This is a genomic window from Streptomyces sp. NPDC051555 (assembly GCF_044454405.1).
Taxonomy (GTDB): domain Bacteria; phylum Actinomycetota; class Actinomycetes; order Streptomycetales; family Streptomycetaceae; genus Streptomyces.
Window position 1 is genome coordinate 18,057 of the sequence record NZ_JBITDP010000015.1, and the last position, 20,835, is coordinate 38,891.

At 73.9% G+C, this 20,835-nt stretch carries 19 protein-coding genes; 14 read left to right on the forward strand and 5 right to left on the reverse strand.

From position 1 onward, the window contains the following. Window positions 1–799: 799 nt before the first annotated feature. Window positions 800–1,138, forward strand: a complete 339-nt coding sequence (locus ACIBEA_RS27235; RefSeq protein WP_399265262.1) for a MerR family transcriptional regulator — start codon at window positions 800–802, stop codon at window positions 1,136–1,138. A gap of 72 nt (window positions 1,139–1,210) precedes the next feature. Here ACIBEA_RS27235 and ACIBEA_RS27240 read toward each other — a convergent pair whose 3' ends face one another. The 3 genes from ACIBEA_RS27240 to ACIBEA_RS27250 are packed head-to-tail and all read right to left on the reverse strand — an operon-like array spanning window position 1,211 to window position 5,308. Then, window positions 1,211–1,909, reverse strand: a complete 699-nt coding sequence (locus tag ACIBEA_RS27240) for a response regulator (protein WP_399265264.1) — start codon at window positions 1,907–1,909, stop codon at window positions 1,211–1,213. After that, entirely contained in the window at window positions 1,906–3,087 is a 1,182-nt protein-coding gene (locus tag ACIBEA_RS27245) for a sensor histidine kinase (protein WP_399265266.1), read from the reverse strand. Before ACIBEA_RS27245 ends, ACIBEA_RS27240 begins: the two co-directional genes overlap by 4 nt. A gap of 19 nt (window positions 3,088–3,106) precedes the next feature. Then, entirely contained in the window at window positions 3,107–5,308 is a 2,202-nt protein-coding gene (locus tag ACIBEA_RS27250) for an MMPL family transporter (RefSeq protein ID WP_399265268.1), read from the reverse strand. 311 nt (window positions 5,309–5,619) lie between these two features. Between ACIBEA_RS27250 and ACIBEA_RS27255 the strand changes: the two genes are divergently transcribed. Then, on the forward strand, window positions 5,620–6,513 hold the full coding sequence (locus ACIBEA_RS27255; RefSeq protein ID WP_399265270.1) for an NAD-dependent epimerase/dehydratase family protein: 894 nt from the start codon (window positions 5,620–5,622) through the stop codon (window positions 6,511–6,513). On the opposite strand, the gene ACIBEA_RS27260 is transcribed toward ACIBEA_RS27255, so the two are convergent. Next, window positions 6,510–6,920 carry a winged helix-turn-helix transcriptional regulator gene (locus ACIBEA_RS27260; RefSeq protein WP_399265272.1) on the reverse strand — a complete coding sequence of 137 codons (411 nt, stop codon included), beginning with the start codon at window positions 6,918–6,920 and terminating at the stop codon, window positions 6,510–6,512. The two genes, ACIBEA_RS27255 and ACIBEA_RS27260, sit on opposite strands and share 4 nt — an antisense overlap. Window positions 6,921–7,003: 83 nt before the next feature. Between ACIBEA_RS27260 and ACIBEA_RS27265 the strand changes: the two genes are divergently transcribed. The 10 genes from ACIBEA_RS27265 to ACIBEA_RS27310 all read left to right on the forward strand — a co-directional run bounded on the left by ACIBEA_RS27265 (window position 7,004) and on the right by ACIBEA_RS27310 (window position 15,579). Next, window positions 7,004–7,957, forward strand: a complete 954-nt coding sequence (locus tag ACIBEA_RS27265) for an NAD(P)-dependent oxidoreductase (protein ID WP_399265274.1) — start codon at window positions 7,004–7,006, stop codon at window positions 7,955–7,957. A gap of 171 nt (window positions 7,958–8,128) precedes the next feature. Beyond that, window positions 8,129–8,593 (forward strand): DUF5990 family protein, encoded by a 465-nt coding sequence (locus ACIBEA_RS27270; RefSeq protein WP_399265276.1) that lies wholly within the window; start codon window positions 8,129–8,131, stop codon window positions 8,591–8,593. 88 nt (window positions 8,594–8,681) lie between these two features. Then, on the forward strand, window positions 8,682–8,954 hold the full coding sequence (locus ACIBEA_RS27275) for a hypothetical protein (protein ID WP_399265278.1): 273 nt from the start codon (window positions 8,682–8,684) through the stop codon (window positions 8,952–8,954). A 72-nt stretch (window positions 8,955–9,026) separates the two neighbouring features. After that, the gene (locus ACIBEA_RS27280) at window positions 9,027–9,548 is read left to right on the forward strand and encodes a MarR family winged helix-turn-helix transcriptional regulator (RefSeq protein ID WP_399265280.1); all 522 of its coding nucleotides are present in this window, start codon (window positions 9,027–9,029) and stop codon (window positions 9,546–9,548) included. Between the two features lie 95 nt (window positions 9,549–9,643). Next, a complete protein-coding gene (locus ACIBEA_RS27285) occupies window positions 9,644–10,111 on the forward strand; it encodes a hypothetical protein (RefSeq protein WP_399265282.1) in 468 nt (155 codons plus the stop codon). Next, a complete protein-coding gene (locus ACIBEA_RS27290) occupies window positions 10,108–11,064 on the forward strand; it encodes an NAD(P)H-binding protein (RefSeq protein ID WP_399265284.1) in 957 nt (318 codons plus the stop codon). The genes ACIBEA_RS27285 and ACIBEA_RS27290 overlap by 4 nt, the downstream gene beginning before the upstream one ends. Window positions 11,065–11,114: 50 nt before the next feature. Continuing rightward, complete coding sequence (gene sigJ / locus ACIBEA_RS27295) at window positions 11,115–12,059, forward strand: RNA polymerase sigma factor SigJ (RefSeq protein ID WP_399265286.1); 945 nt, start codon at window positions 11,115–11,117, stop codon at window positions 12,057–12,059. A gap of 148 nt (window positions 12,060–12,207) precedes the next feature. Beyond that, window positions 12,208–13,422 carry an NAD(P)/FAD-dependent oxidoreductase gene (locus ACIBEA_RS27300; protein WP_399265288.1) on the forward strand — a complete coding sequence of 405 codons (1,215 nt, stop codon included), beginning with the start codon at window positions 12,208–12,210 and terminating at the stop codon, window positions 13,420–13,422. A 212-nt stretch (window positions 13,423–13,634) separates the two neighbouring features. Beyond that, window positions 13,635–14,612, forward strand: coding sequence for an ATP-binding cassette domain-containing protein (locus ACIBEA_RS27305; RefSeq protein WP_399265290.1), 978 nt, complete (start codon window positions 13,635–13,637; stop codon window positions 14,610–14,612). A gap of 121 nt (window positions 14,613–14,733) precedes the next feature. Then, on the forward strand, window positions 14,734–15,579 hold the full coding sequence (locus ACIBEA_RS27310) for an ABC transporter permease (RefSeq protein WP_399265292.1): 846 nt from the start codon (window positions 14,734–14,736) through the stop codon (window positions 15,577–15,579). A 178-nt stretch (window positions 15,580–15,757) separates the two neighbouring features. On the opposite strand, the gene ACIBEA_RS27315 is transcribed toward ACIBEA_RS27310, so the two are convergent. Further along, window positions 15,758–18,919, reverse strand: coding sequence for an ATP-binding protein (locus tag ACIBEA_RS27315; RefSeq protein WP_399265294.1), 3,162 nt, complete (start codon window positions 18,917–18,919; stop codon window positions 15,758–15,760). A 213-nt stretch (window positions 18,920–19,132) separates the two neighbouring features. Here ACIBEA_RS27315 and ACIBEA_RS27320 point away from each other — a divergent pair, with 213 nt between their 5' ends. Together ACIBEA_RS27320 and ACIBEA_RS27325 are read left to right on the forward strand one after the other, a co-directional pair. Beyond that, complete coding sequence (locus tag ACIBEA_RS27320; protein ID WP_399265296.1) at window positions 19,133–19,702, forward strand: helix-turn-helix domain-containing protein; 570 nt, start codon at window positions 19,133–19,135, stop codon at window positions 19,700–19,702. 101 nt (window positions 19,703–19,803) lie between these two features. Beyond that, complete coding sequence (locus ACIBEA_RS27325; protein WP_399265298.1) at window positions 19,804–20,724, forward strand: class I SAM-dependent methyltransferase; 921 nt, start codon at window positions 19,804–19,806, stop codon at window positions 20,722–20,724. Window positions 20,725–20,835: the final 111 nt, after the last annotated feature.

Below are 20,835 nucleotides of genomic sequence, written 5' to 3' on the forward strand. Positions count from 1 at the left end.
CGCCGGCTCCGGGGGCGCGCGCACCCCGTTTCCCGGTCGGCGGGGCTGCCCGGGCGCGCGCCGCCACCGGCACCGCTTCAAGGGCCCGACCGGCATATGCCGGTCGGGCCCTTCTCGCGTACTCGCCTCCACACGGCCTCGGGAGCCGATCCCCGCGCGATCCCCACACGCTCCGCGCGTGCCCTCCCGAGCGTCTGACCTGCAGTGCAGGCCGCTTACAGATGCTGGGCTGACCGCAGAGGTCTAGCTGCCCTCGGTGCGCGCGAAAATCTATCTCGGCTGGAGTAGACATTGGCCTGCGTCGTGGTTATGGTTTCTCTCGTAGCCCAGAGAGACAGCAGGGCCCGGCAGAGACGAACTGCCGGGCAGCAGTATTCGCAGTCGCAGTGCGCAGGACGGTGCGGCGGTGGAGTTCCGAAGCCAGGGTTTTCGCAGGACGGCGACGGAGCTGACGACCGGACCGGGTGGCCCGCAGTGGTCAGGGGCCGCCATGAGCAGTACCAGTGGTTCGATACACCCGTTTGACAAGTAGTTGATCAGCGAGGGAAGAACGGAGGAGCCGAGCGCCATCAGGATCGCCCGGGCGGAAGTCTGAGCCCGGGTACCGCAGGACATCGATAGTGAGGTGGTCTCCGGTCAAGCAACCGCGATCCCCGCACCCCCGACAGCAGCTCGGTCGGGTCGGCGGAATCAGAAGGCCGGTGCAGTATCAGGGCCGGCAGATGGTGTAGTAGTTCCTTCGGGGCCTTGGTGCCATATGGCACCAAGGCCCCTCCACGCGTTCCATGAGAGAGGTGCAATGACAGCAGACGACTCGTTCGGCCGTCTCGACGACGACGATTACCCCGCGTACACGATGGGCCGGGCCGCCGAGATGATCGGCACCACCCAGGGGTTCCTCAGAGCCCTGGGCGAAGCCCGCCTCATCACCCCGCTGCGCTCCGGGGGCGGACACCGCCGCTACTCCCGCTACCAGCTGCGCATCGCCGCCCGCGCCCGCGAACTCGTCGATCAGGGCACCCCCATCGAGTCCGCCTGCCGCATCATCATCCTCGAGGACCAACTCGAAGAAGCCCAGCGCATCAACGCCGAATACCGCCGCGCCGCCGAATCGTCCGACCCCCCGGCCTCGGACTGAGGCGAGCGACGGTCACACGCGGCGCCTCCCCGTGCGCCGCGTTCCCTGCCCCACCGGACGGGGAGGACGGGCTCATGGCGCATGGTCTCCCGGCACCACGAGTCCTGATTCGTACGCCGTGATCACGAGCTGCGCCCGGTCGCGTATCCCCATTTTCCCCATGATCCGGCTCACATGGGTCTTCGCGGTGAGGGGACTCAGGGCCAACGCGTCGGCGATCTCCGTGTTGTTGAGGCCCTTGGCCACGAGCGTGAGGACTTCCCGTTCCCGGTCGGAGAGCGGGTCGAGGGCGGCGGGGGCCGGGGCAGAGTTCGGGGTGCGCAGGACCCGGGCGATCAGTCGGGCCGTCGGGCCCGGTGAAAGAAGCGCCTCACCCCCGGCAACCGTGCGGATGGCGGCCAGCAGTTCGGCCGGCCTGGTGTCCTTCACGAGGAAGCCGGAGGCCCCGGACCGCAGCGCTTCGACCACGTTCTCGTCGGTGTCGTACGTCGTGAGGACCAGGACCTTCACCCCGGCCAGGTCCTCGGTGGAGGCGATCAGCCGCGTCGCCTCGATGCCGTCGGTGCCCGGCATCCTGATGTCCATCACGACGACGTCGGCCCGCTCGGTGCGGGCCAGTTCCACCGCTTCCCGCCCGTTGCCGGCCTGTCCGACGACCACCATGTCGGGAGCCGATTCGACGAGCATCGCGAAGGCCGCCCGTACCAGCGTCTGGTCGTCGGCGAGCAGCACCCGGATGGCGCGGTCCTGACCTTCGGGCGGTGTGGTCACGCGGAGGCCTCCGGGGAACGGGGTGGGAGCGGCAGGCTCGCCGCGACTTCGAAGCCACCGCCGGAGCGGGGGCCCGTCCGGACGGTGCCGCCCACGCTGCGGGCCCGCTCGCCCATGCCGACGATGCCGAAGCCCGGGGTGGTGGAACCCGTTCCCGGGCCCCGGCCGTCGTCGCTGACGGTGAGCCGCAGGGCCCCGTCCGCCGCCGCCACACGGACCCGGACGGTGGCGCCCGGCCCGGCGTGGCGTACCGCGTTGGTCAGCGACTCCTGGACGATGCGGTAGGCGGCGGCCCCCACGGCCGGCGGGACATGGACTCCGGCGGTGTCCACGGTCAGTTCCGCCTCGGCCGTACGGACCAGATCGGACAGCCCCGCCAGGTCCGGCAGCGGCCCGCGTTCGTCGGCGCGCAGGACGGTCAGGGTGGTGCGGAGCTCCGTACGGGCCTCGCGGCAGGTGTCGGCGATGGAGTCCAGCGCCTCGGCGATCGCCGCCCGGTCGAGCCGGTCCGGATCCACGGCCAGGACGTGGGCGGCGATCGACGTACGGACACCGATCAGCGTGATGCTGTGGGCCAGCAGGTCGTGCAGGTCGCGGGCGATCCGCAGGCGCTCCTCCGCGATCTTGCGGTCGTTGGCCTGTTCGGCCCGGGCGCTCTCCTCGGCGAGGTACGTGCGGTAGTTGCGGACGGCGACGCCGAGCACGAGGGCCGCCACCAGCCAGCCGGAGGTGCGCAGTACGTCCAGGACGCGGTGAACGCCGTTGGACGACATGGCGCTCGCCGCGAAGCCCACGACGCCCACGCCGACCGCCACCGTCCGGCGGACCGTACCGGTGGCGGCCACGGTGTACAGGGCGAGTATCGCGGCCGGTACGGGGGCGGCGTGGGCGTTGTCGAGCAGTTGGTACGAGGCCACGCAGGCGACGACCGCGACCACCACCCCGAGCGGATGGCGCCGCCGCCACACCAGGAGCAGGACGCAGCAGGCGAGCAGGGCCCACCCGAGCGCGTCCGGTCGCATCGCGGTGTCGGCGTACGCGAGGGCCCCGCTGAGCAGGGCGACACCGGCCGCGATCAGCGCGTCGTTCCGCGTGGGGTGCGCGGCCGACAGGGGGTCCTGGTGCAGTGCGCGCAAGACGTGCTCGGCCGCGCTCGGGGGGTCGGTCACTTCTGCCACCCGGACATCCTCGCTCCCGTCACCGGTCGCCGACCAGCTCCGGAGCGGGTCCCGCGACGGCAACCGGGGCGACGGGAGGCCGGCCCGGCCACCACACCCCGCGGCCGAGCACCACACACGCGCTGGTCACCAGGTACGTGCGGACGAGGAAGGTGTCCAGGACCACCCCGACCGCGACGACCGTGCCCAACTCCACGAACATCACCAGCGGCAACGAGGCGAGCACCGCGAAGGTCGCCGCCAGGACGATGCCGGCCGAGGCGATGACCGCGCCGGTGGTGCGGAGCGCGGTCAGCGCGGCCTGCCCCGGTGCGGCGCCGCCCCGGGTCTCCTCGCGGGTGCGGTGCATCAGGAAGATGCCGTAGTCGACGCCGAGGGCGATCAGGAAGACGAAGGTCAGCAGGGGCAGCCCCGGATCGACGCCGGCGAATCCGAGGACCGGGCCGAAGAGCAGTCCGCCGATCCCCAGCGCCGCCCCCCACACCAGCACGACGGCGGTGACCAGGAGCAGCGGGGCGACGAGGCTGCGCAGCAACAGGACGAGGACGAGCAGCACCGAAGCGAGAACGAGGGGGATGACGATCAGGCGGTCGTCGGCATGGGCCGCGGCCAGGTCGAGTTGCCGGGCGCTCGCGCCGCCCACGTGCGCGCCGTCGAGTTCGGCCCGCAGCCGATCGATGGCGGCGCTCTCCCCCGCGGACTCCGGCGCGGCCCCGGTGGTGACGGCGATCTCGGTCCAGCCGCCGCCCTCGCGGCCCTTCGCCGCACTCGCGACGCCTTCGACGGACCTGGCTCCGGCGAGGATCCGGTCGGCCGCTCCGGTGGGCGCCATGACCTCGATGGGCCGGCTGCTGCGATCCGGGAAGGCCTCGGCCAGCGTTCCCATGGCGGCGATCGACTCGGGCTTGTCGGTGAAAGCGTCCTCCCTCTTGAGCGCCCCGGGCAGGTTGAACACACCGAGCGCCAGCGCGCCGAGCAGCACGACTCCCGTCACGAGCACGGCGACCGGCCGCTTGCCCGCCGAACTCCCCATCGCGGCGAAGACGCCCCGGCCGCGCTGCTCGTGTCCGCTGCCGTACGCGGGGATCAGCGGCCAGAACACCCGCCGCCCGAGCAGTACCAGGATCGCCGGCAACAGCGTCATCATCGCGACCAGCGCGCACAGGACGCCCACCGCGCCGACCGGGCCGAGGCCGCGGATGTTGTTGAGGTCCGCGGCGAGCAGGCAGGCCAGCCCCGCCACGACCGTCCCGCAGGAGGCCAGCACGGCCGGCCCGACACCGCGCAACGCGGTGCGCATCGCCTCGTAGGGAAGGGGGGTACGGCGCAGTTCGTCGCGGTAGCGGGCGACGAGCAGCAGTGCGTAGTCGGTGCCCGCGCCGAAGACCAGGACCGTCATGATCCCGGCGCTCTGACTGGTCACGGTGAGCCCGAAGCCGGAGGCGAGCCCGTAGACGGCGGCCCGGGCGCAGAGCGCACCCGCCGCGACCACCAGCAGAGGCACCAGCCAGAGGACCGGGCTCCGGTAGGTGAGGATGAGGAGGAGGGCCACCACCAGGCCGGTCGCCAGCATCAGCGTCCCGTCGATGGAGCCGAACACCTCCTTGGCGTCGACGTCCACGGCGCCTTCGCCGCCGACCGACACGGTCAGCCCGCCGGTCCCGCGCGCATGGTCCCGTACGGCCTCGACGAAGGCCTTCTTCGCCGCGTCGTCCGTGCCGGGCGCGGTCGTGGACACCGCGTACATGAGGGTGGTGCCGTCCGCGGACGGCACACCGGGTCCGCGGAGGCTCGCGCCGAAGTCCCGGGGATCCTTCGACCCGGCGAGCGCCACGCGGTGCTCGGCGGACCCTGACCCGCCGTCCGTCGTACCCGCCGTACCCGCCGTACTCGCCGTACTCGCCGTGCCCGTCGTACCCGCCGGGACCGTGACCTCCTCGACCTGCCGTTCGGCGGTGGCCCGGTCGGCGGCGGTCAGCCCGCCGTCGCGGTGGTAGACGAGCAGCACGCCGGTCACCTCGCCGCCGGGCAGCTTCTCCTGGAGCCTGGCCACCTGTGTCGAGTCGGCTCCCGACGGCAGATAGTCCGCTGTCCCGTCACGCTGTACGTCCGCGAGCCTGCCCGCGAACGGCCCGGCGACGGCGATCGCGATCACCCACAGCACCAGAACGCCCCACGGAACCACCTTGCGGTGTCCACCTGTTCGCGCTGTCCGCGCCATCACGGGCCCTCCCCCTGAACTCGGCCCGGTGGCCCCGACGGCCCGCCCGGTCTCCTCCAGCGTCCCGCCCCGGAAGGGCCGTTCCCTCACGCCGGCGCAGGAGATCGCCCGTACTCCCCCGGGCGTCCCGGACCCTCCCGTACTCCCCCGGGAGTAGCGCCGCCACCACGTCGGAACCTGCGGCCCCGGCGAAGCGGCCGGGGTGACGGAGATCATCCGGGCGATGGCCGTCGGGATGTCGCGTACGGGCCGCTCATGTTGTCCTCTGGTCGTACCCACCGGGCCGCGAGGCCGACTTCAGGAGGTTGACGATGAGAGTCCTGCTCGCCGGGGCGACCGGCGCCATCGGCCGTCCGCTGACCCGCGCGCTGATCCGCGACGGGCACGAGGTGCTGGCGCTCGCCCGCACGAACGGTTCCGCCTCGACCGTACGGGCTCTCGGCGCCGAACCCGTGCCCGCGGACGCGCTCGACCGGGACGGCCTGTTGCGCGCCCTGGACGGCCTCTCGGCCGACGCCGTGATCCACCAGCTGACCGCGCTCAAGGCGCCCAAGCGGACTCTGACCGCGGACGACCCCAGCAACCTGCTGCGCGCACGCGGCACGGCGAACCTGCTGGAGGCCGCCGGGGTGCTCGGGGCCGGCAGGTTCCTCACCCAGTCCCTCGTCCTCGGCTACGGCTACCGCGACCACGGCGACCGGGTCCTCACCGAGGAGGACCCCTTCGGCGTCCGCGGCGGCACCGTCGCCGACCACGTCATCACCGGACTCCTGGAAGCCGAGGGCCGGCTCTTCGCCGCGGACCACGTGGCGGGCACCGCGCTGCGGTACGGAGTGTTCTACGGCCCGGGAACCTGGTTCGACCCCACTCCCGGCAGCCGGACCACCCCTGTCCCCATGGGCGGGGGCGGAGTGGTGCCGTGGGTCCACGTCGAGGACGCCGCCGAGGCCACCGTCGCCGCACTGGCGCGGGGCGGGGAGGGCGAGGCGTACAACATCGTCGACGACCGGCCGTCCGACTGGGGCGAGCTCGCCACGGCGCGTGGCGGACGCCAACTCCGGCTTCCCGCCTGGGCGCTGCGCCTGATGGTCCCGTACCTCGGCGCGCTCATGCTGGACACCCGGCTGCGGGTCTCGCACGCGAAGGCGACCCGGGAGCTCGGCTGGAGCCCTCGCCACCCGGACCACCGGGCCGGCATGGCCTAGCCGTGCGGGGCGGCCTCGGCCGCCCTGGTCACCCCGACCACCCCCGTCACCCCGGTCACCTCGACCACCTCGGAGCCTTCGCGGCGCACCCGGTCGGCTCCCCAGGCGCCGAGGGGCCCGAGCGCTCGGTTGAGCGTGTGTCCGTGCTCGGTCAGGGAGTACTCCACCCGGGGCGGCACCTCGGCATAGACCTTCCGGTGCACCAGGCCGTCCTGCTCCATCTCCCGCAGGTGTTGCGTCAGCATCTTCTCGCTCACGCCGGGCAGACCGCGGCGGAGCTGGGCGAAGCGGCGTACGGAATGGGCGTCGAGTTCCCAGAGGATCAGCCCCTTCCACTTGCCGCTCACCACGTCGAGCGCTGCGTCGATGCCACAGATGTAAGGCCCGCGCCTCGGTGCCTTGGCCACCGCTGATCCCCTTACTGAAAGGTAAGTACCGAAGTAATTAGTGGGTACTTCCGAGAATAGTGGTGCTCTCCGAGCATGGAGGAGTGAACGAACAACAGCAGCAACACCAGCAGCACACCACCACCGCCACCAGCACCGCCACCAGCACCGCCACCAGGCAGAACAGCGCCGTCACCGTCCTCGGGCTCGGGCCCATGGGTCAGGCCATGACCCGCGCCCTCCTCGCCGCCGGCCACCCGGTCACCGTCTGGAACCGCACCGCCAGCCGGGCCGACGGCGTCGTCGCCGACGGGGCGGCGCTCGCGGCGACACCGGGCGAGGCGGTCGAGGCGAGCGACCTCGTGCTCCTCAGCCTCACGGACTACCCGGCGATGTACGACGTCCTCGACGGCGCCACCGCATCGCTCGCCGGCCGGACCCTGGTCAACCTGAGCTCCGACACCCCCGACCGCACGCGCGAGGCGGCGGCCTGGGCCGCGGGCCACGGGGCCGCCTTCCTCACCGGTGGGGTCATGGTGCCGGCGCCGATGGTGGGTACGGAGGCGGGCTTCGTCTACTACAGCGGCCCCGCCGAGGTCCTGGAGAGCCATCGGGCGCCCTTGGCCCTGCTCGGCACGTTGAAGCACCTGGGCGAGGATCCCGGCCTCGCCCAGATGATGTACCAGGCCCAACTCGCGGTGTTCCTCACCACCTTGTCCGCATTGATGCATGCCACCGCGATGCTGGGCACCGCGGGGATGAAGGCAGCGGAGACGTTGCCGGAGTTGCTCTCCTTCACGGACTCGATCAGCGCCATTCTCAGGGCCAATGAAGAGACTCCCGGCGCCGCCCTGGACGCCGGAGAGCATCCCGGCGCCCTCAGCACGGTCACCATGATGGGCGCGACGTCCGACCACATCGTCGAAACCAGCGCGTCGATCGGCCTCGACCTCGCGCTCCCCCTGGCCGTCCAGGCCCACTACCGGCGCGCGATCGAGAACGGACACGGCGGCGACAACTGGACCCGCATCATCGACAGCATCCGAAAGGCCGGCTGACGTCGAGTATCGAGTTCAGTGGCGCGGGAGTTCGGCGATCCCGGTCCTGCGGGGCGATGCGTGCGAGGTAGTCGGGGTGGAGCTTGATGTACCGGTCCGGCGCGGTCGCGGGGGTGCCGCGCCGGGCCAGGAGCGCGCGCACCGCCGCGCGTTCGTCGCGATGATGGGGCCATGCTGATCCGGATCGACGCCACTGATCTGCCGGGGCGGGACTTCGCCGCCGGGCCCGGCTTTCCCGGCTACGGCGACGTGCACGTCGCCGTCCAACGGCGCGGGCGCGCGGACGAGCTGCTCGATCCGCAGCCCGGCGACGCGCCGTCGGCCACGTGGGTGTTGGAGTGCACCGCGACCCCGACCGGATCCGGCGTCGTCGACATCACGGGGCCGTACGTGCAGGGGCGGCCCGCCGAGCGGTTCGTCTACTTGTCCTGGGACACGGTGGACGCGGCCGGAAGCTTCACGATGTTCCGCCGGGCCAAGCTGATGCTCGGCGACGTCCCGCCGGACACCGTCGGGGCCGCGCTGCGTTCCGGGGTGCTGCGCGCCCGCCTCGGGCTCACCGACGGCAGGGGGCTGCCGCTCTGCGCCCGGGTGTCGCCCCCGCTCGTGGAATGGTCCGCCGGCCCGGTGGGATGACCTCGCCGGCTCGGGGACCGTATGGCCAGACGGGCGGTTCTCCGTCACGGTCGCGCGGGGCCGTCGTTGCACCTATATGACTGATTCCATGGTGCAGATCCCGGCCGACTGGCTCTCCCGGGTGTTCCTCTCCCTGCGTCGCGGGACGTCCGAGGACGCCCACTCGCTCGCCGGAGAACTGCGGCCCTTCACCGAGCGGCCCGGACAGCGGGTGCCGGTGCCGAGGGCGACGGTGCTGCGCACCGAGCGCGCCCTGCGCAAGGAGATCGAGAACTCCACCGAACACGCCCGCCGCACCGAGCTCTCGGAACAGGCCGAGCAGGCCGAGCATCTGGTCAGGACGCGGCTGGTGGGCTCGTAACCCTCCTCGGCCCCCCTCGGCCCCCCTCGATCCTCCTTGACAGAGCCAGTAGTTAGGCTCCATATTATGTCCATGGACGCACAGAGGGACCCGGCCGAGGAGATCCCGACACTGGATCAGGCCCGGCGCCAGATCCAGCACTACGGCCTCGATTCCGACCCCCAGGCCGTACTGGTCGCCGTACGCCTCATGGCGGCCGGCGCCCGGCTCGGCCAGGCCAGCGAGGTGCACTTCTCCCGGTTCGGGCTGTCCACCGGTCGCTACCGGCTCCTCTCGGACCTGGAGGACAGCGAGGGCGAGAAGTCGCCCTCGCTCCTGGCCGCCAGCCTCGGCGTCTCCCGCGCGACGGTCAGCGGACTCGTCGACTCCCTGGAGAAGGACGGGCTCGTCCTGCGACGCCCGTCCGCCGAGGACGGCCGCGGCGCGGTGGTCGTGCTGACCGCGCGCGGCGCGCAGAAGCTGCGCGACCTGGCCCCGGACCACTTCCGCCGGCTCCAGGCGATGGTGGCCGACCTGAGCATCGAGGAGCGGACCGTCTTCCTCGACCTGCTCTCCCGGATCACCCGGGGCATCGGCGCCCTGACCGACCAGTAGCCCGAGTCCAGCGCAGCCCAGCCCAGCCCAGCCGTACGTCCCGGCGGACGCGTAGGTCCGCCCGTTCGCATATCCATATAGTTAGGCACCTAATTATGAGGGATCGAAGAAGCCGTACGACCGCCACGACGACCGCCCTCTGGCCCGATGTTCTGATCGCCTACGCCGCCCCCGCCCTGAGCGCCGGGGCCGGGGGGCTGCTCACGGGCCGGCCCGACCTGACCGTCGCCGCGCTCACCTCCATCGCGGGCACCTCGGCGCTCGTCGCCGCCCTCACCGGGAGCCGGCTCCGGCGCCGTGGCGTCCGCGCCCCCCGGGCCGTCGCCCCGCCGAAGGCCGTACGGGCGGTGGGGGCCGGGCTGGTGGGGGCGGCCCTCGCGGCCGCGGTCGCGTACCTCGCCGTCCGGGGCCTTGACGCATGGCCCGCGCCGTTCCCGTCGGGCTCGGCGTGGCCCGGACGCCTGCGGCTGGACCTGCCGCTGTCCGCGGCGCTCGCCGCCACCATCACCACCTGGCGCTGGTACGGAGCCCAGCCCATCTCGACCAGGAAGGACACCGCATGATCGTCGTCATGGGAGCCACCGGAGCCACCGGGAGCGCACTCCTGCACCGCCTCACCGCACTCGGAGAACCCACCCGGGCACTGAGCCGCGAGCCCGAACGGCTCCGCGCCGCACTCGACGGCGCCGGACGCGACGGCGCCGGACGCGACAATGCGGCCCCGTCCCGGACGGAGGTCGTGGGCGCCGACGCCGCCGACCCCGACTCGCTGCGGGCCGCCTTCCGCGGCGCGAGCCAGCTCTTCCTCACCATGGCCAACGGCCCCGCCCAGGTCGCCCTGGAGACCAACGCCATCGCCGCGGCCGCGGCGAGCGGGATCGGGCACGTCGTCAAGCTCTCCGCCCCCGGCGCCGGCGGCCCCGACTCGCCCGTGGCCATCGCCCGCGGACACCACGCCATCGAGGTGGCCCTGCGGGAATCGGGGATGCGCCACACCGTGCTGCGCCCGTACGCGTTCATGCAGAAGCTGCTCCTGCTCGCCCCCGGGGTCGCCGCGGGCGGCGTCGTCGCCGGCGCCACGGCGGACGCGGCCTGCAACTACATCGACTGCCGCGACATCGCCGACGTGGCGGCGGCCGCGCTGACCCGCCCCGAGATCGCCGGGCACGCCTACACCCTGACCGGCGACCGGACCTACCGCCACACCCAGCTCACCGACCTGCTCACCGGCCTGCTGGAGCGCCCCGTGCGCTACGTCGACCTGCCCGGCCCGGAGCTGCACCGCCACCTCACCACCACCGCCCGCATGCCCGACTGGCTCGCCGCCCACGTCGTCGAGATCCAGCGCATGGCCACCACCCACCCCGAAGCGCCCGACGGCACGGTCGCGCGCGTCCTCGGCCGGCCGCCCCGGACCCTGGAGGCCTTCCTCCGGGAGCACCTCGACCTCTTCCGGCTGCGACCGGGCACGGACGACGGTCCTGCGCACCCCGCGCGCCCCGCACACCTGCCATAGAGCGGTGCCCGAGCTGCCACTGCGCCGCACGGCGGCCTACGATCGCGGGCATGGCACTGATCGCGACTGATGTGGACCGGTTCGAGGCCGCCAGGCCCCGATTGGAGGCCATCGCCTACCGGATGCTCGGCTCGGCCGGCGAGGCGGAGGACGCCGTCCAGGAGACGTTCCTGCGCTGGCAGGCGGCCGACATCGGGCGGATCGAGGTGCCGGAGGCCTGGCTGACGAAGGTCCTCACCAACTTCTGCCTCAACCAGCTGACTTCGGCCCGCGCCCGGCGCGAGACCTACGTGGGGCAGTGGCTGCCCGAGCCACTGCTCAGCGGGGACCCGATGCTCGGCCCGGCCGACACCGCCGAGCAGCGGGAGTCCGTCTCGTACGCCGTACTGGTCCTGTTGGAGCGCCTGTCGCCGGGCGAGCGGGCGGTGTACGTCCTGCGCGAGGCCTTCGACTACCCGCACCGGGAGGTCGCCGAGATCCTGGACATCACCGAGTCCGCCAGCCAGCAGATCTACCACCGGGCCAAGAAGCACGTCGCCGACGGCAAGGTGCGCACCGAGATCGACGAGGCCGCCGCCCTGCGCATCGTCGAGGAGTTCCTGGCCGCGGCGACCAGCGGTCGTACCGAGCCGCTGGTCCAGCTGCTCACCCAGAACGCCGTCGCGGTCGGCGACGGCGGCGGCAAGGTTCCGGCCCGCGCGAAGGCCTTCGAGGGCGCGCTCGCGGTCGCCACCTTCATGCGCGGCCTGTTCAAGCCCGGCAAGGCCAAGCGGGCCATCGCCGGCGGCACGCCCGAGGTCTACGCCACCACCGCCAACGGCGAGCCCGCCGTGATCGCCCTCGTCGAGGGGCGGCTCATCGGGGTCATCTGCCTGGAGGTCACCCCCGAGGGCATCGTCGCGATCCGCAGCCAGGTCAACCCGGACAAGCTCGTCCGCGCGGGCGCCCGGTGGGCCGCCGCGGGCCACGAGGAGGCCCCGCTCTTCACGCTCTGACCCCTCCCGCCGCCCCCTTCCGCCGACCCCTCCGCGCCGCATGTGACCCAGGTCACATGCAGCGCCCGTCAGGAATCGCGGGGCTGTCCGGTTCAAGGTGCGGAGCCACGCCGGACAACGGCGGACCCGCCCAGACAGGAGCACGGACATGGAGCACCGCATCGTCGTCCTCGGAGCCGGCTACACCGGTGCCGTCGTAGCCGGTCGTCTCGCCAAGCGACTGCACCGCGCGGACGTCGCCATCACCCTCGTCAACCCCGAGCCCGACTTCGTCGAGCGCGTCCGGCTGCACCAGCTCGCGGCCGGCCAGGACCTGCGGCCCCGGCCGTTCGAGGAGATGTTCGCCGGCACCGGAGTGGAACTGAGGCTCGCGCGGGTCACCGCCGTGGACGCGGACGCCAAGACGGTGACGCTCGCCGCCCCGGCCGGCGCCCGGGGGGCCCAGCCGGAGACCGAGCTGGGGTACGACACCCTCGTCTACGCCCTCGGCAGCGGCTGGCACGACGGGGGCGTCCGCGGCGCGGCCGAGCACGCCCACGAGGTCTCCAGCCGTCCGGGCGCCCGCCGGCTGCGCGACCGCCTGGCCGCCCTGGAGGCGGGCGGGTCCGTGACCGTGGTCGGCGGCGGACTGACCGGGCTGGAGGCGGCCACCGAGTTCGCCGAGGCCCGCCCGGACCTCGACGTCCACCTCGCCGCCCGCGGAGTCCTCGGTGACTGGCTCTCGGAGAAGGGGCGCGCGCACCTGCGCGGGGTCGTGGACGGGCTCGGCATCACGGTCCACGAGCACGCCTCGGTCGAGGCCGTGGAAGCCGACCGCATCACCACCGAGGACGGCCGGACCGTCCCCGCCGACGTCACCGTCTGGACCACCGGATTCGCGGTCCACCCGATCGCCCGGGCCACCACCCTGGAACACACCGACAACGGACAGATCGTCGTCGACTCCACGATGCGCTCGGTCTCCCACCCGGACGTCTACGCCGTGGGCGACGCGGCCATGGCGATGGGCCCCGGCGACAAGCCGCTGCGCATGTCCTGCGCCTCGGGCATCCCGATGGCCTGGCAGGCCGCCGACGCCCTCGCCGCCCGCCTCACCGGCGCGGAGGTCCCCGGCATCGGGATCCGCTACGCGCAGCAGTGCATCTCGCTCGGCCGGACGAACGGGCTGATCCAGTTCGTCACCGCCGACGACCGCGCGGTGGAGCGGGCCCTGACGGGCCGCACGGCCGCCCGTTACAAGGAGATGATCTGCAAGGGCGCGGCCTGGAGCGTCGCCAACCCGACCCTGGGCCTGCCGACCCGGCGGCGCCGCGTCGCGCACCAGGAGACCCCGGACCGCGCACGAACCGCCGCCGCGGCCTGACCCCACCGGGCCCCGCCCCGGCCCACCCGGCCTCCGCCGACAGCCCTCGCCCGGACCTCCCCCGACCTCGCCCGGACCTCTCCTGACAGCGCCCGTCCCCGCCTGACAGCGGGTGGCGGGCGCTGTCAGCGGGCTGTCCGGGGGCTGTCAGCCGGGGCCGGCATCGTCCGGGTCATCAAGAACGGCGATGACCTGACGAGGAGTTGTTGAGCATGGGATACGCGATCCGGGCCGAAGGACTGGTCAAGAAGTACGGGGACTTCACCGCCCTGGACGGCGTCGACCTGGAGGTCCCCGCGGGCAAGGTCGTCGGCGTCCTGGGGCCCAACGGCGCGGGCAAGACGACCACCGTGCGCATCCTCGCCACGCTGGCCCGCCCCGACGCCGGACACGCCAGCATCGGCGGCCACGACATCCTCAAGGACCCCGTCCGGGTGCGGCAGTTGATCGGGCTCACCGGGCAGTACGCCTCCGTCGACGAGACCCTCTCGGGCGAGGAGAACCTGGTGCTCATCGGGCGGCTGCTCGGCCTGTCCCGGCGGGACGCGAAGGCGCGGGGCGCGGAGCTGCTGGAGAAGTTCTCCCTCGCCGAGGCGGCCCGCAAGCCGATCGCCACCTTCTCCGGCGGCATGCGGCGGCGCCTCGACCTGGCCGCCTCCCTGGTCGGTAGGCCCCAGGTGCTCTTCCTGGACGAGCCCACCACCGGCCTGGACCCGCACGCCCGGCAGGAAGTCTGGGACGTGGTGCGCCAGTTGGTCGCCGACGGCTCCACGGTGCTGCTCACCACGCAGTACCTGGAGGAGGCCGACCAGCTCGCCGACTCCATCACCGTCTTCGACAAGGGCCGCAAGGTCGCCGAAGGCCGCCCCGGTGAACTCAAGCGCCGGGTCGGCGGGCAGATCCTCCAGGTCCGGCCGAGCCTGCCCGCCGATCTGGCGCAGGTCGCGGGGATGCTCACCGAGCTGACCGGACACGCCCCGGCGCAGGACTCGGGCGTGCTCACCGTGCCCGCCGACGACCCGCTGGTCGTCGCCGCGGTCGCCCGCCGCCTGGACGGCGCCGGGATCACCGCCGACGAGCTCGGCCTGCGCCTGCCCAGCCTCGACGAGGTCTTCCTCGCGCTGACCGGACACGCGCCCACCGTCACCGCCGACCGGCCCGCCACCGACCGACCCGTCGCAGCCGCCTGAGCCCCGGCCCCACCGCCGACCGGCCCCGCCGGATCACCGGCCCCACCGGATCGCCGGCCCGCCGCAGCCGGCTCCACCGGCTTCCCCGCCCCGCGCAGACTCTCCCGAGAGGTCACCCGTCATGAGCACCCAGTCCCTCAGCGCCCAGCCCCTCCCCACCCGGTCGCGCGGCGCCGACGCCGCTTCCCCGCGCCGGATCGGCCCCGCGCAGACCGCGCGGCACAGCCTCGCCCTCGCCGGTCGTGGCGTCACCAAGTTCATGAAGTCGCCGATCCAGCTGGTCGACGTGGTCCTCACCCCGATCATCAGCCTGCTGATGTTCGTCTACCTCTTCGGGGACGCCATGTCCGGCGGCGACACCGACGGCTACCTGCGGCTCGTCGTCCCCGGCGTCATGGTCATGGCCGTCTTCCAAGCGAGCATCGGCATCGGCGCCTCGCTCTGCGCGGACGCCAGCACCGGGATCTTCGACCGGTTCCGCAGCATGCCGATCGCCCGCTCCAGCCCCCTGATCGGCGCCGTCCTGGCCGACATCGTCCGGTACGTCCTGTGCCTGGCCACCGTGGCCGTCCTCGCCCTGGTCATGGGCTACCGCGTGCAGACCGGCCCGGTCGCCGCGCTCACCGCGCTCGCCCTGCTCGTCGGCTTCGCGCTCAGCTTCTCCTGGATCTCCGTCTACCTCGGCATGCTGATCAAGAACCCCGCGTCCGTGCAGGGCCTGATGACGGTCCTGATCCTGCCGCTCACCTTCGCCAGCAACGTCTTCGTGCCCCGGAACGGCATGGCCGGATGGCTGCGGGCCTGGTCCGACGTCAACCCGGTCTCGCTGGTGGCGGACGCGGTGCGCGGCCTGCTGAACGGCGGGCCGGCCGCCGACTCGCTGTTCGGCGCCTTCGCCTGGATGGCCGGCGTGATCGTGGTCTTCTTCCCGCTGGCGGTGCGCGCCTACCGCAAGAACGCCGGATGAGCCGCGCGGACCCGGGCTCCGAGCGAGCCGGTCCGCGGTGACGAGCCCGACCGGGCGGGGTCCGCACCCACGGGGGTGGAGCGGACCCCGCCCGGTCGTCCGCACGTCCGCACGTTCGTACATCCGCACGGGCGACCGGGCGGCCGGGCGGCCGGGCTCGCGGGCGACCGGGTGCGCCTCACCCGCCGGGTGCCGTCGCCCGCAGGGTCTCCTCCTCCAGCCACCGCAGGGCGTCCTCGCGGGAGTACGCGGCCCCCTCGTCGAAGGCCCGCTGGAACTCCTCCCGGCCCGAGGCGGCCACGATGCGCTCGACCAGCTCGCGCCACTCGGGCTCGCCCCAGTCGAAGGCACCGCGCATCACCTGGCTCATGCCGAGCGCCCGGGCCCCCTCCGCGGGGGCGCCCTCCGCCGTCCGCAGTCCGCCCAGCAGCTCGGCCACCCAGGCGAGCGCGGCCCCCGCTCCCTGGCCGAAGAGGGAACCGGCCGCCTCGGGCAGCAGCGCCCTGGCCGCTACGGCGTCCCCCTCGGCGAGGCGGTTCTCGATGCGGGTGCTGACGATCAGGTCACGGGCCAACTCCCGCAGCGCGGGGCGGCGCGCGCCCAGCGCTTCGAGCCGGTCGAGGGTGGCGTCGGACTGCGCCAGGTCACCGGCCCGGCGGTGGACGTTGGCCAGGCCCACCAGGATGTTCGCCTCCAGGCGCAGCTGCCCGCGCTCGCGGGCCTGGCGGTGCGCGGCGTACAGGTCCCGGAAGGCGCCCGCCAGGTCGCCGCTGCGGCGGCGCTCGCGGGCGAGCCGGGCCTTGCTGAGGTAGAGGTAGTCCTCGGTGCCGAGTTCGGAGCTGAGCGCCACGGTCCGTTCGAAGGTGGCGATGGCCTGCGGGTACTCGCCGCGCAGCGAGTGGTCACGGCCGATCGGGAGCAGGCTCATCACCAGCCCCCAGCGGTCGCCGACCCGCTCGAAGCCGCGCAGCGCCTCGATCCGGGAACCGGCGCCCGTGACCAGGTCGCCCTGCTCGGTGAGGGCGAAGTCCCGGGCCAGGTGGGCGCTGGCCCGCACCCAGGGGTCGGGCGAGTCGAGCGGGTCCGCGGGCGCCGGGTCCGTGGACGATGTGCCCGCGGACGGTGTGCCCGCGCGGCCCCGGCCGGACGCGCCCGCCTTGTAGGAGGCCCGGGACATCCGCAGGAGCAGCAGGGCCGGGTGGAACTCGCGCGCGGTCGCCGAGTCGCCCTCGGCCGCCGTGCCCCCGCCGGCCTCCTCGGAGTACGGATGCGCATGCGCGTCGAGCTGCGTGCTCATCCCCCGGATCCCCCAGTACCAGAACATCGCACCGGCGAAGCGCGCCGCCAGCTCCGCATCCCCGGCCAGGGCGACCGTGCGCAGCGCGAGGACGAGGTTGTCGTGCTCGGCGTCGAAGACCTGGACCGCGCGCAACTGTTCGCCGGTGCGCAGCCGGGGCTCGTGCTCCTCGGCCAGCGCCAGGAAGTACGCGGCGAAGCGCCGGATGACGGCGTCACCGGGCTCCGCCTGCGCGAGCCGGCGCGCCGCGTACGCGCGTACCGTCTCCAGCATCCGGTAGCGCGGCTCGCCCGCCCCTTCGGTGACGGTGTGCACCAGCGACTTCTCGACCAGGGCGTCCAGGACGTACGGGATGTCGGCGACCGGCAGCGAGGAGTCCGCGCAGACCGCTTCGAGGGCGGGGACGCTCGCGCCGCCCGGAAACACCGACAGCCGGCGGGCGAGGACCCGCTCGGCCTCGTCCAGCAGGTCCCAGCTCCACTCGACGAGCGCGAGCAGGGTGCGCTGGCGGGGCAGGGCGGTGCGGCTGCCCGAGGCGAGGAGGCGGAAGCGGTCGTCGAGGCGGCGCGCGATCTGGTCGACGCTCATCGAGCGGAGCTTGGCCGCGGCCAGTTCGAGGGCGAGCGGCATCCCGTCGAGGCGTCGGCAGACCTCGACCACGGGGTCGAGGCTGGCGTCGTCGAGCGTGAAGTCCGGCCGGACTCCGGTGGCCCGGTCGACGAAGAGCCGGACGGCGGGCGACCGTACGGCCTCGGCCGGGTCGGGCGATCCCGTCGGGCTGTCGAGCGGGCCGAGGTGGCACAGGGATTCGCCGGTGATGGCGAGGGCCTCACGGCTGGTGGCGAGGATCCGCAACTCGGGCAGCTGGTCCAGGAGTTCGGCGGCCAGTTCCGCCGCCGCCTCCACGAGGTGCTCGCAGTTGTCGAGCAGCAGCAGGGCGTCGCCGCTGCCGAAGAGCCCGGCCATCCGCTCGACCGGGGTGGCCCGCTGCCCCTGGCCCGCGTCGTAGAGACGGCCGTCGGTGGAGCTGAGGGCGCCCAGTACGGCGTCGGCCAGCTGGTCCGGTGCGCTCACGCCGGCGAGCGGCACGAACCAGACCCGGCCGCGCGCGTGGGCCCGGTCCCGGGTGGCCGCTTCGAAGGAGAGACGGGTCTTGCCCGCGCCACCGGGGCCGACGATGGTCACGAGCCGCCCGCCGGTCAACTGACCGGCGAGCCGATCCAGTTCGTCGTCACGGCCGACGAAGCTGGTGAGCCGGGCGGGGAGCCGGCTCGGTGCGGCCCCGGCCTGCTCGGCGGGTATCTCCAACTCGCCGCGCAGCAAGGACAGATGGACCTCCCGCAGCTCGGCCGAGGGGTCGACGCCGAGTTCGTCGCCGAGCCGCGCGCGCAGCTCCTCGTACACGGCGAGGGCGTCGGACTGCCGCCCCGCGGCCACCAGGGCCCGCATCCGCAGCCCGGCGACCCGCTCGCTCAACGGGCGTTCGGCCGCGGCCTCTTCCAGATCGGCCAGCACCTCCCCGTGCCGGCCGAGCCGCAGCTCGGCGTCGCAGCGGTCCTCGACCGCCGCGCTGCGCAGGTCGTCCAGCCGGGTCGCGACGGGACCGGCGTAGGGGGCGCCCCGCACGTCCGCGAGCGCCGGGCCGCGCCATGGCCCGAGCGCCGTCGCGAACAGCGGCGCCGCCTCCTCGGCGCGCCCGGCCGCCAGGGCGCGCCGACCCCGGGCGGTCAGTTCCTCGAAGCGGTGGACGTCCAGGTCCTCGGCCCGCAGCTCCAGCCGGTAGCCGCCGGAGGCGGACTCCACCGCCGCGGATCCGCGCAGCGACCTGCGCAGTCGGGACACCAGCGCCTGGAGCGCGTTGGCCGCGTCGGCCGGCGGTTCCTCGCCCCACAGGCCGCCGACGAGCGAGTCGACGGGCACCGTCCGGCCCTCTTCGAGGGCGAGCCGGGCGAGGAGCATCCGCAGCCGCACCCCGCCGACCTCGACGGGCGTCCCGTCCTCGGCGAACGCCCTTACCGGCCCCAACAGTTCCACGCGCACCACGGCGGTCTCCCCCTCTGCACCGACCGGCGCTCCCGCCCCGTCGATCATCGTTCCAACGCCGGTCAGCATCACCCACCCCGAGCGCCCGGTAAAGGACGGTCGGCACCGGCCGTCACGTACCGACCCTCACGTACCGACCGTCACGTGATGGCGGGGCGACTCCTCGCCTCCTCGCCGCGCGCCCGTTTGCGATCCCGGCATACGCTGCTGCTCGTGACGCAAGCCGACGGCGAGCTGGACAGTCTCGTGCGCAAACGGATCCGGGCCCTGCGCGTGGCGCAGGGCTGGTCCCTGGCCGAGCTGGCCGCGCGCGCCCACATCAGCCAGTCCACGCTGAGCCGGATCGAGACCGGCGGGCGCCGCCTCGCGCTGGACCAGCTCGTCACCCTCGCCCGGGCCCTGGACACCTCCCTGGACCAGCTCGTCGAGACGGCCGCCGACGACGTGGTCAGCCACCCGGTGGTCGACGCGGCGCACGGGAGCATGCGCTGGACCATGAAGGCGGACCCCGGCATCAGCGTGGTGCGCCGGCGGATGACGGAGCCGCCGCCCGACGTCCCCGCGCGCATGCGGGCCCACCCCGGCCGCGAATGGCTGGTCGTCCTGTCCGGCACCGCGGTCCTGCTGCTGGGGAACCGGCGGGTGCGGGTGGAGACGCACCAGGCGGTGGAGTTCCCCACGATGCTGCCGCACGCCATCGGCGCCGAGGGCGGGCCCTGCGAGATCCTGGGCTTCTTCGACCGGGACGCCCGCCGCGGCCACCAGGGCGGCGACGGCGCCTGAGGAGCCGGCCACTTGCGCTTTCGGCAGCCCGTCCGGGCTTCTTCTTGCGCATACCGGGAGGCGTGCTGCCGTAACGGCACGACCCTCCTAGCGTGGCCGGCATGACCCACGCATCCCCCTCCTCCCCGTCGTCCCACGGCCACGCCCATGGCCACGCCCACGCCCCCGAGTCCGCCGGCTCCCACGACCAGACCGAGATCCTCGACCTCGACGCCGACGTGCTCGCCGAGCACACCGACTCCCTCACCGCGTGGCTGCCCGTCACGGCAGCACCGCGCCGGATCGTGGACCTGGGGTGCGGCACCGGGGCCGGCACCTTCGCCCTGCTCGCGCGCTTCCCCGACGCGAAGGTGACCGCCGTCGACGCGTCGGCCGTCCATCTGGACCGCCTGCGCGAGCGCGCCCGGGAGCTCGGCCTGGCCGACCGGATCCGCACGGTCCGGGCCGACCTCGACGGGGAGTGGCCCGACCTCGCCGGGCCCGACCCCGCCGGCCCCGAGCTGGTCTGGGCGTCGGCCTCGCTGCACCACATGGCCGATCCCGGGCGCACCCTGCGCACGGTCCGCGGGCTGCTCGCGCCCGGCGGCCTCTTCGCCGTCGTCGAGCTGGCGGGCTTCCCCCGCTTCCTGCCCGCCGACGCCCCGCGGGAGCGGCCCGGCCTGGAGGACCGCTGCCACGCCGCCCTCGCGAGCCGGCACACCGAGCACCTGCCGCACCGGGGCGCCGACTGGGGCCCCGAGCTGGCCGCCGCCGGCTTCACCGTCGAGGGCGAGCGGACGATCGCGGTGCACGTCGACGGCGACGGGGCCGGGGCCGGGGCCGTCGGCCGTTACGCGCTCAGCAGCCTGGGCCGCCTGCGCGACGGCGCCGCCGCCACCCTCGACGCCCGGGACCTCACCGCGCTGGACCGGCTGCTCGACACCGGGGGCCCCGGGAGCATCCTGCGCCGCGACGACCTCGCGGTCCGCACCGAACGCACCGTGTGGGCCGCGCGCGCCGGGGCGTCCGTACGCCGGGCCTGACGTCAGGCTCTGACGCCGGGCGTGACGTCAGGGGCGGGCGGGTGGACCGGACGGACGGATCGGGCGGGGCGGATCGGGCGGGGCGGATCGGGCGGGGCGGGGCTCGGCCGT

Bases quoted from the DNA above. Each gene is read 5' to 3' on its own strand.
- ACIBEA_RS27275 (WP_399265278.1), top strand. From the start codon at position 8,682: ATGGTGCAGATCCCGGCCGACTGGCTCTCCCGGGTGTTCCTCTCCCTG.
- sigJ (WP_399265286.1), top strand. From the start codon at position 11,115: ATGGCACTGATCGCGACTGATGTGGACCGGTTCGAGGCCGCCAGGCCC.
- ACIBEA_RS27310 (WP_399265292.1), top strand. From the start codon at position 14,734: ATGAGCACCCAGTCCCTCAGCGCCCAGCCCCTCCCCACCCGGTCGCGC.
- ACIBEA_RS27235 (WP_399265262.1), top strand. From the start codon at position 800: ATGACAGCAGACGACTCGTTCGGCCGTCTCGACGACGACGATTACCCC.
- ACIBEA_RS27250 (WP_399265268.1), bottom strand. From the start codon at position 5,308: ATGGCGCGGACAGCGCGAACAGGTGGACACCGCAAGGTGGTTCCGTGG.
- ACIBEA_RS27305 (WP_399265290.1), top strand. From the start codon at position 13,635: ATGGGATACGCGATCCGGGCCGAAGGACTGGTCAAGAAGTACGGGGAC.
- ACIBEA_RS27325 (WP_399265298.1), top strand. From the start codon at position 19,804: ATGACCCACGCATCCCCCTCCTCCCCGTCGTCCCACGGCCACGCCCAT.
- ACIBEA_RS27270 (WP_399265276.1), top strand. From the start codon at position 8,129: ATGCTGATCCGGATCGACGCCACTGATCTGCCGGGGCGGGACTTCGCC.
- ACIBEA_RS27255 (WP_399265270.1), top strand. From the start codon at position 5,620: ATGAGAGTCCTGCTCGCCGGGGCGACCGGCGCCATCGGCCGTCCGCTG.
- ACIBEA_RS27285 (WP_399265282.1), top strand. From the start codon at position 9,644: ATGAGGGATCGAAGAAGCCGTACGACCGCCACGACGACCGCCCTCTGG.
- ACIBEA_RS27300 (WP_399265288.1), top strand. From the start codon at position 12,208: ATGGAGCACCGCATCGTCGTCCTCGGAGCCGGCTACACCGGTGCCGTC.
- ACIBEA_RS27290 (WP_399265284.1), top strand. From the start codon at position 10,108: ATGATCGTCGTCATGGGAGCCACCGGAGCCACCGGGAGCGCACTCCTG.
- ACIBEA_RS27280 (WP_399265280.1), top strand. From the start codon at position 9,027: ATGGACGCACAGAGGGACCCGGCCGAGGAGATCCCGACACTGGATCAG.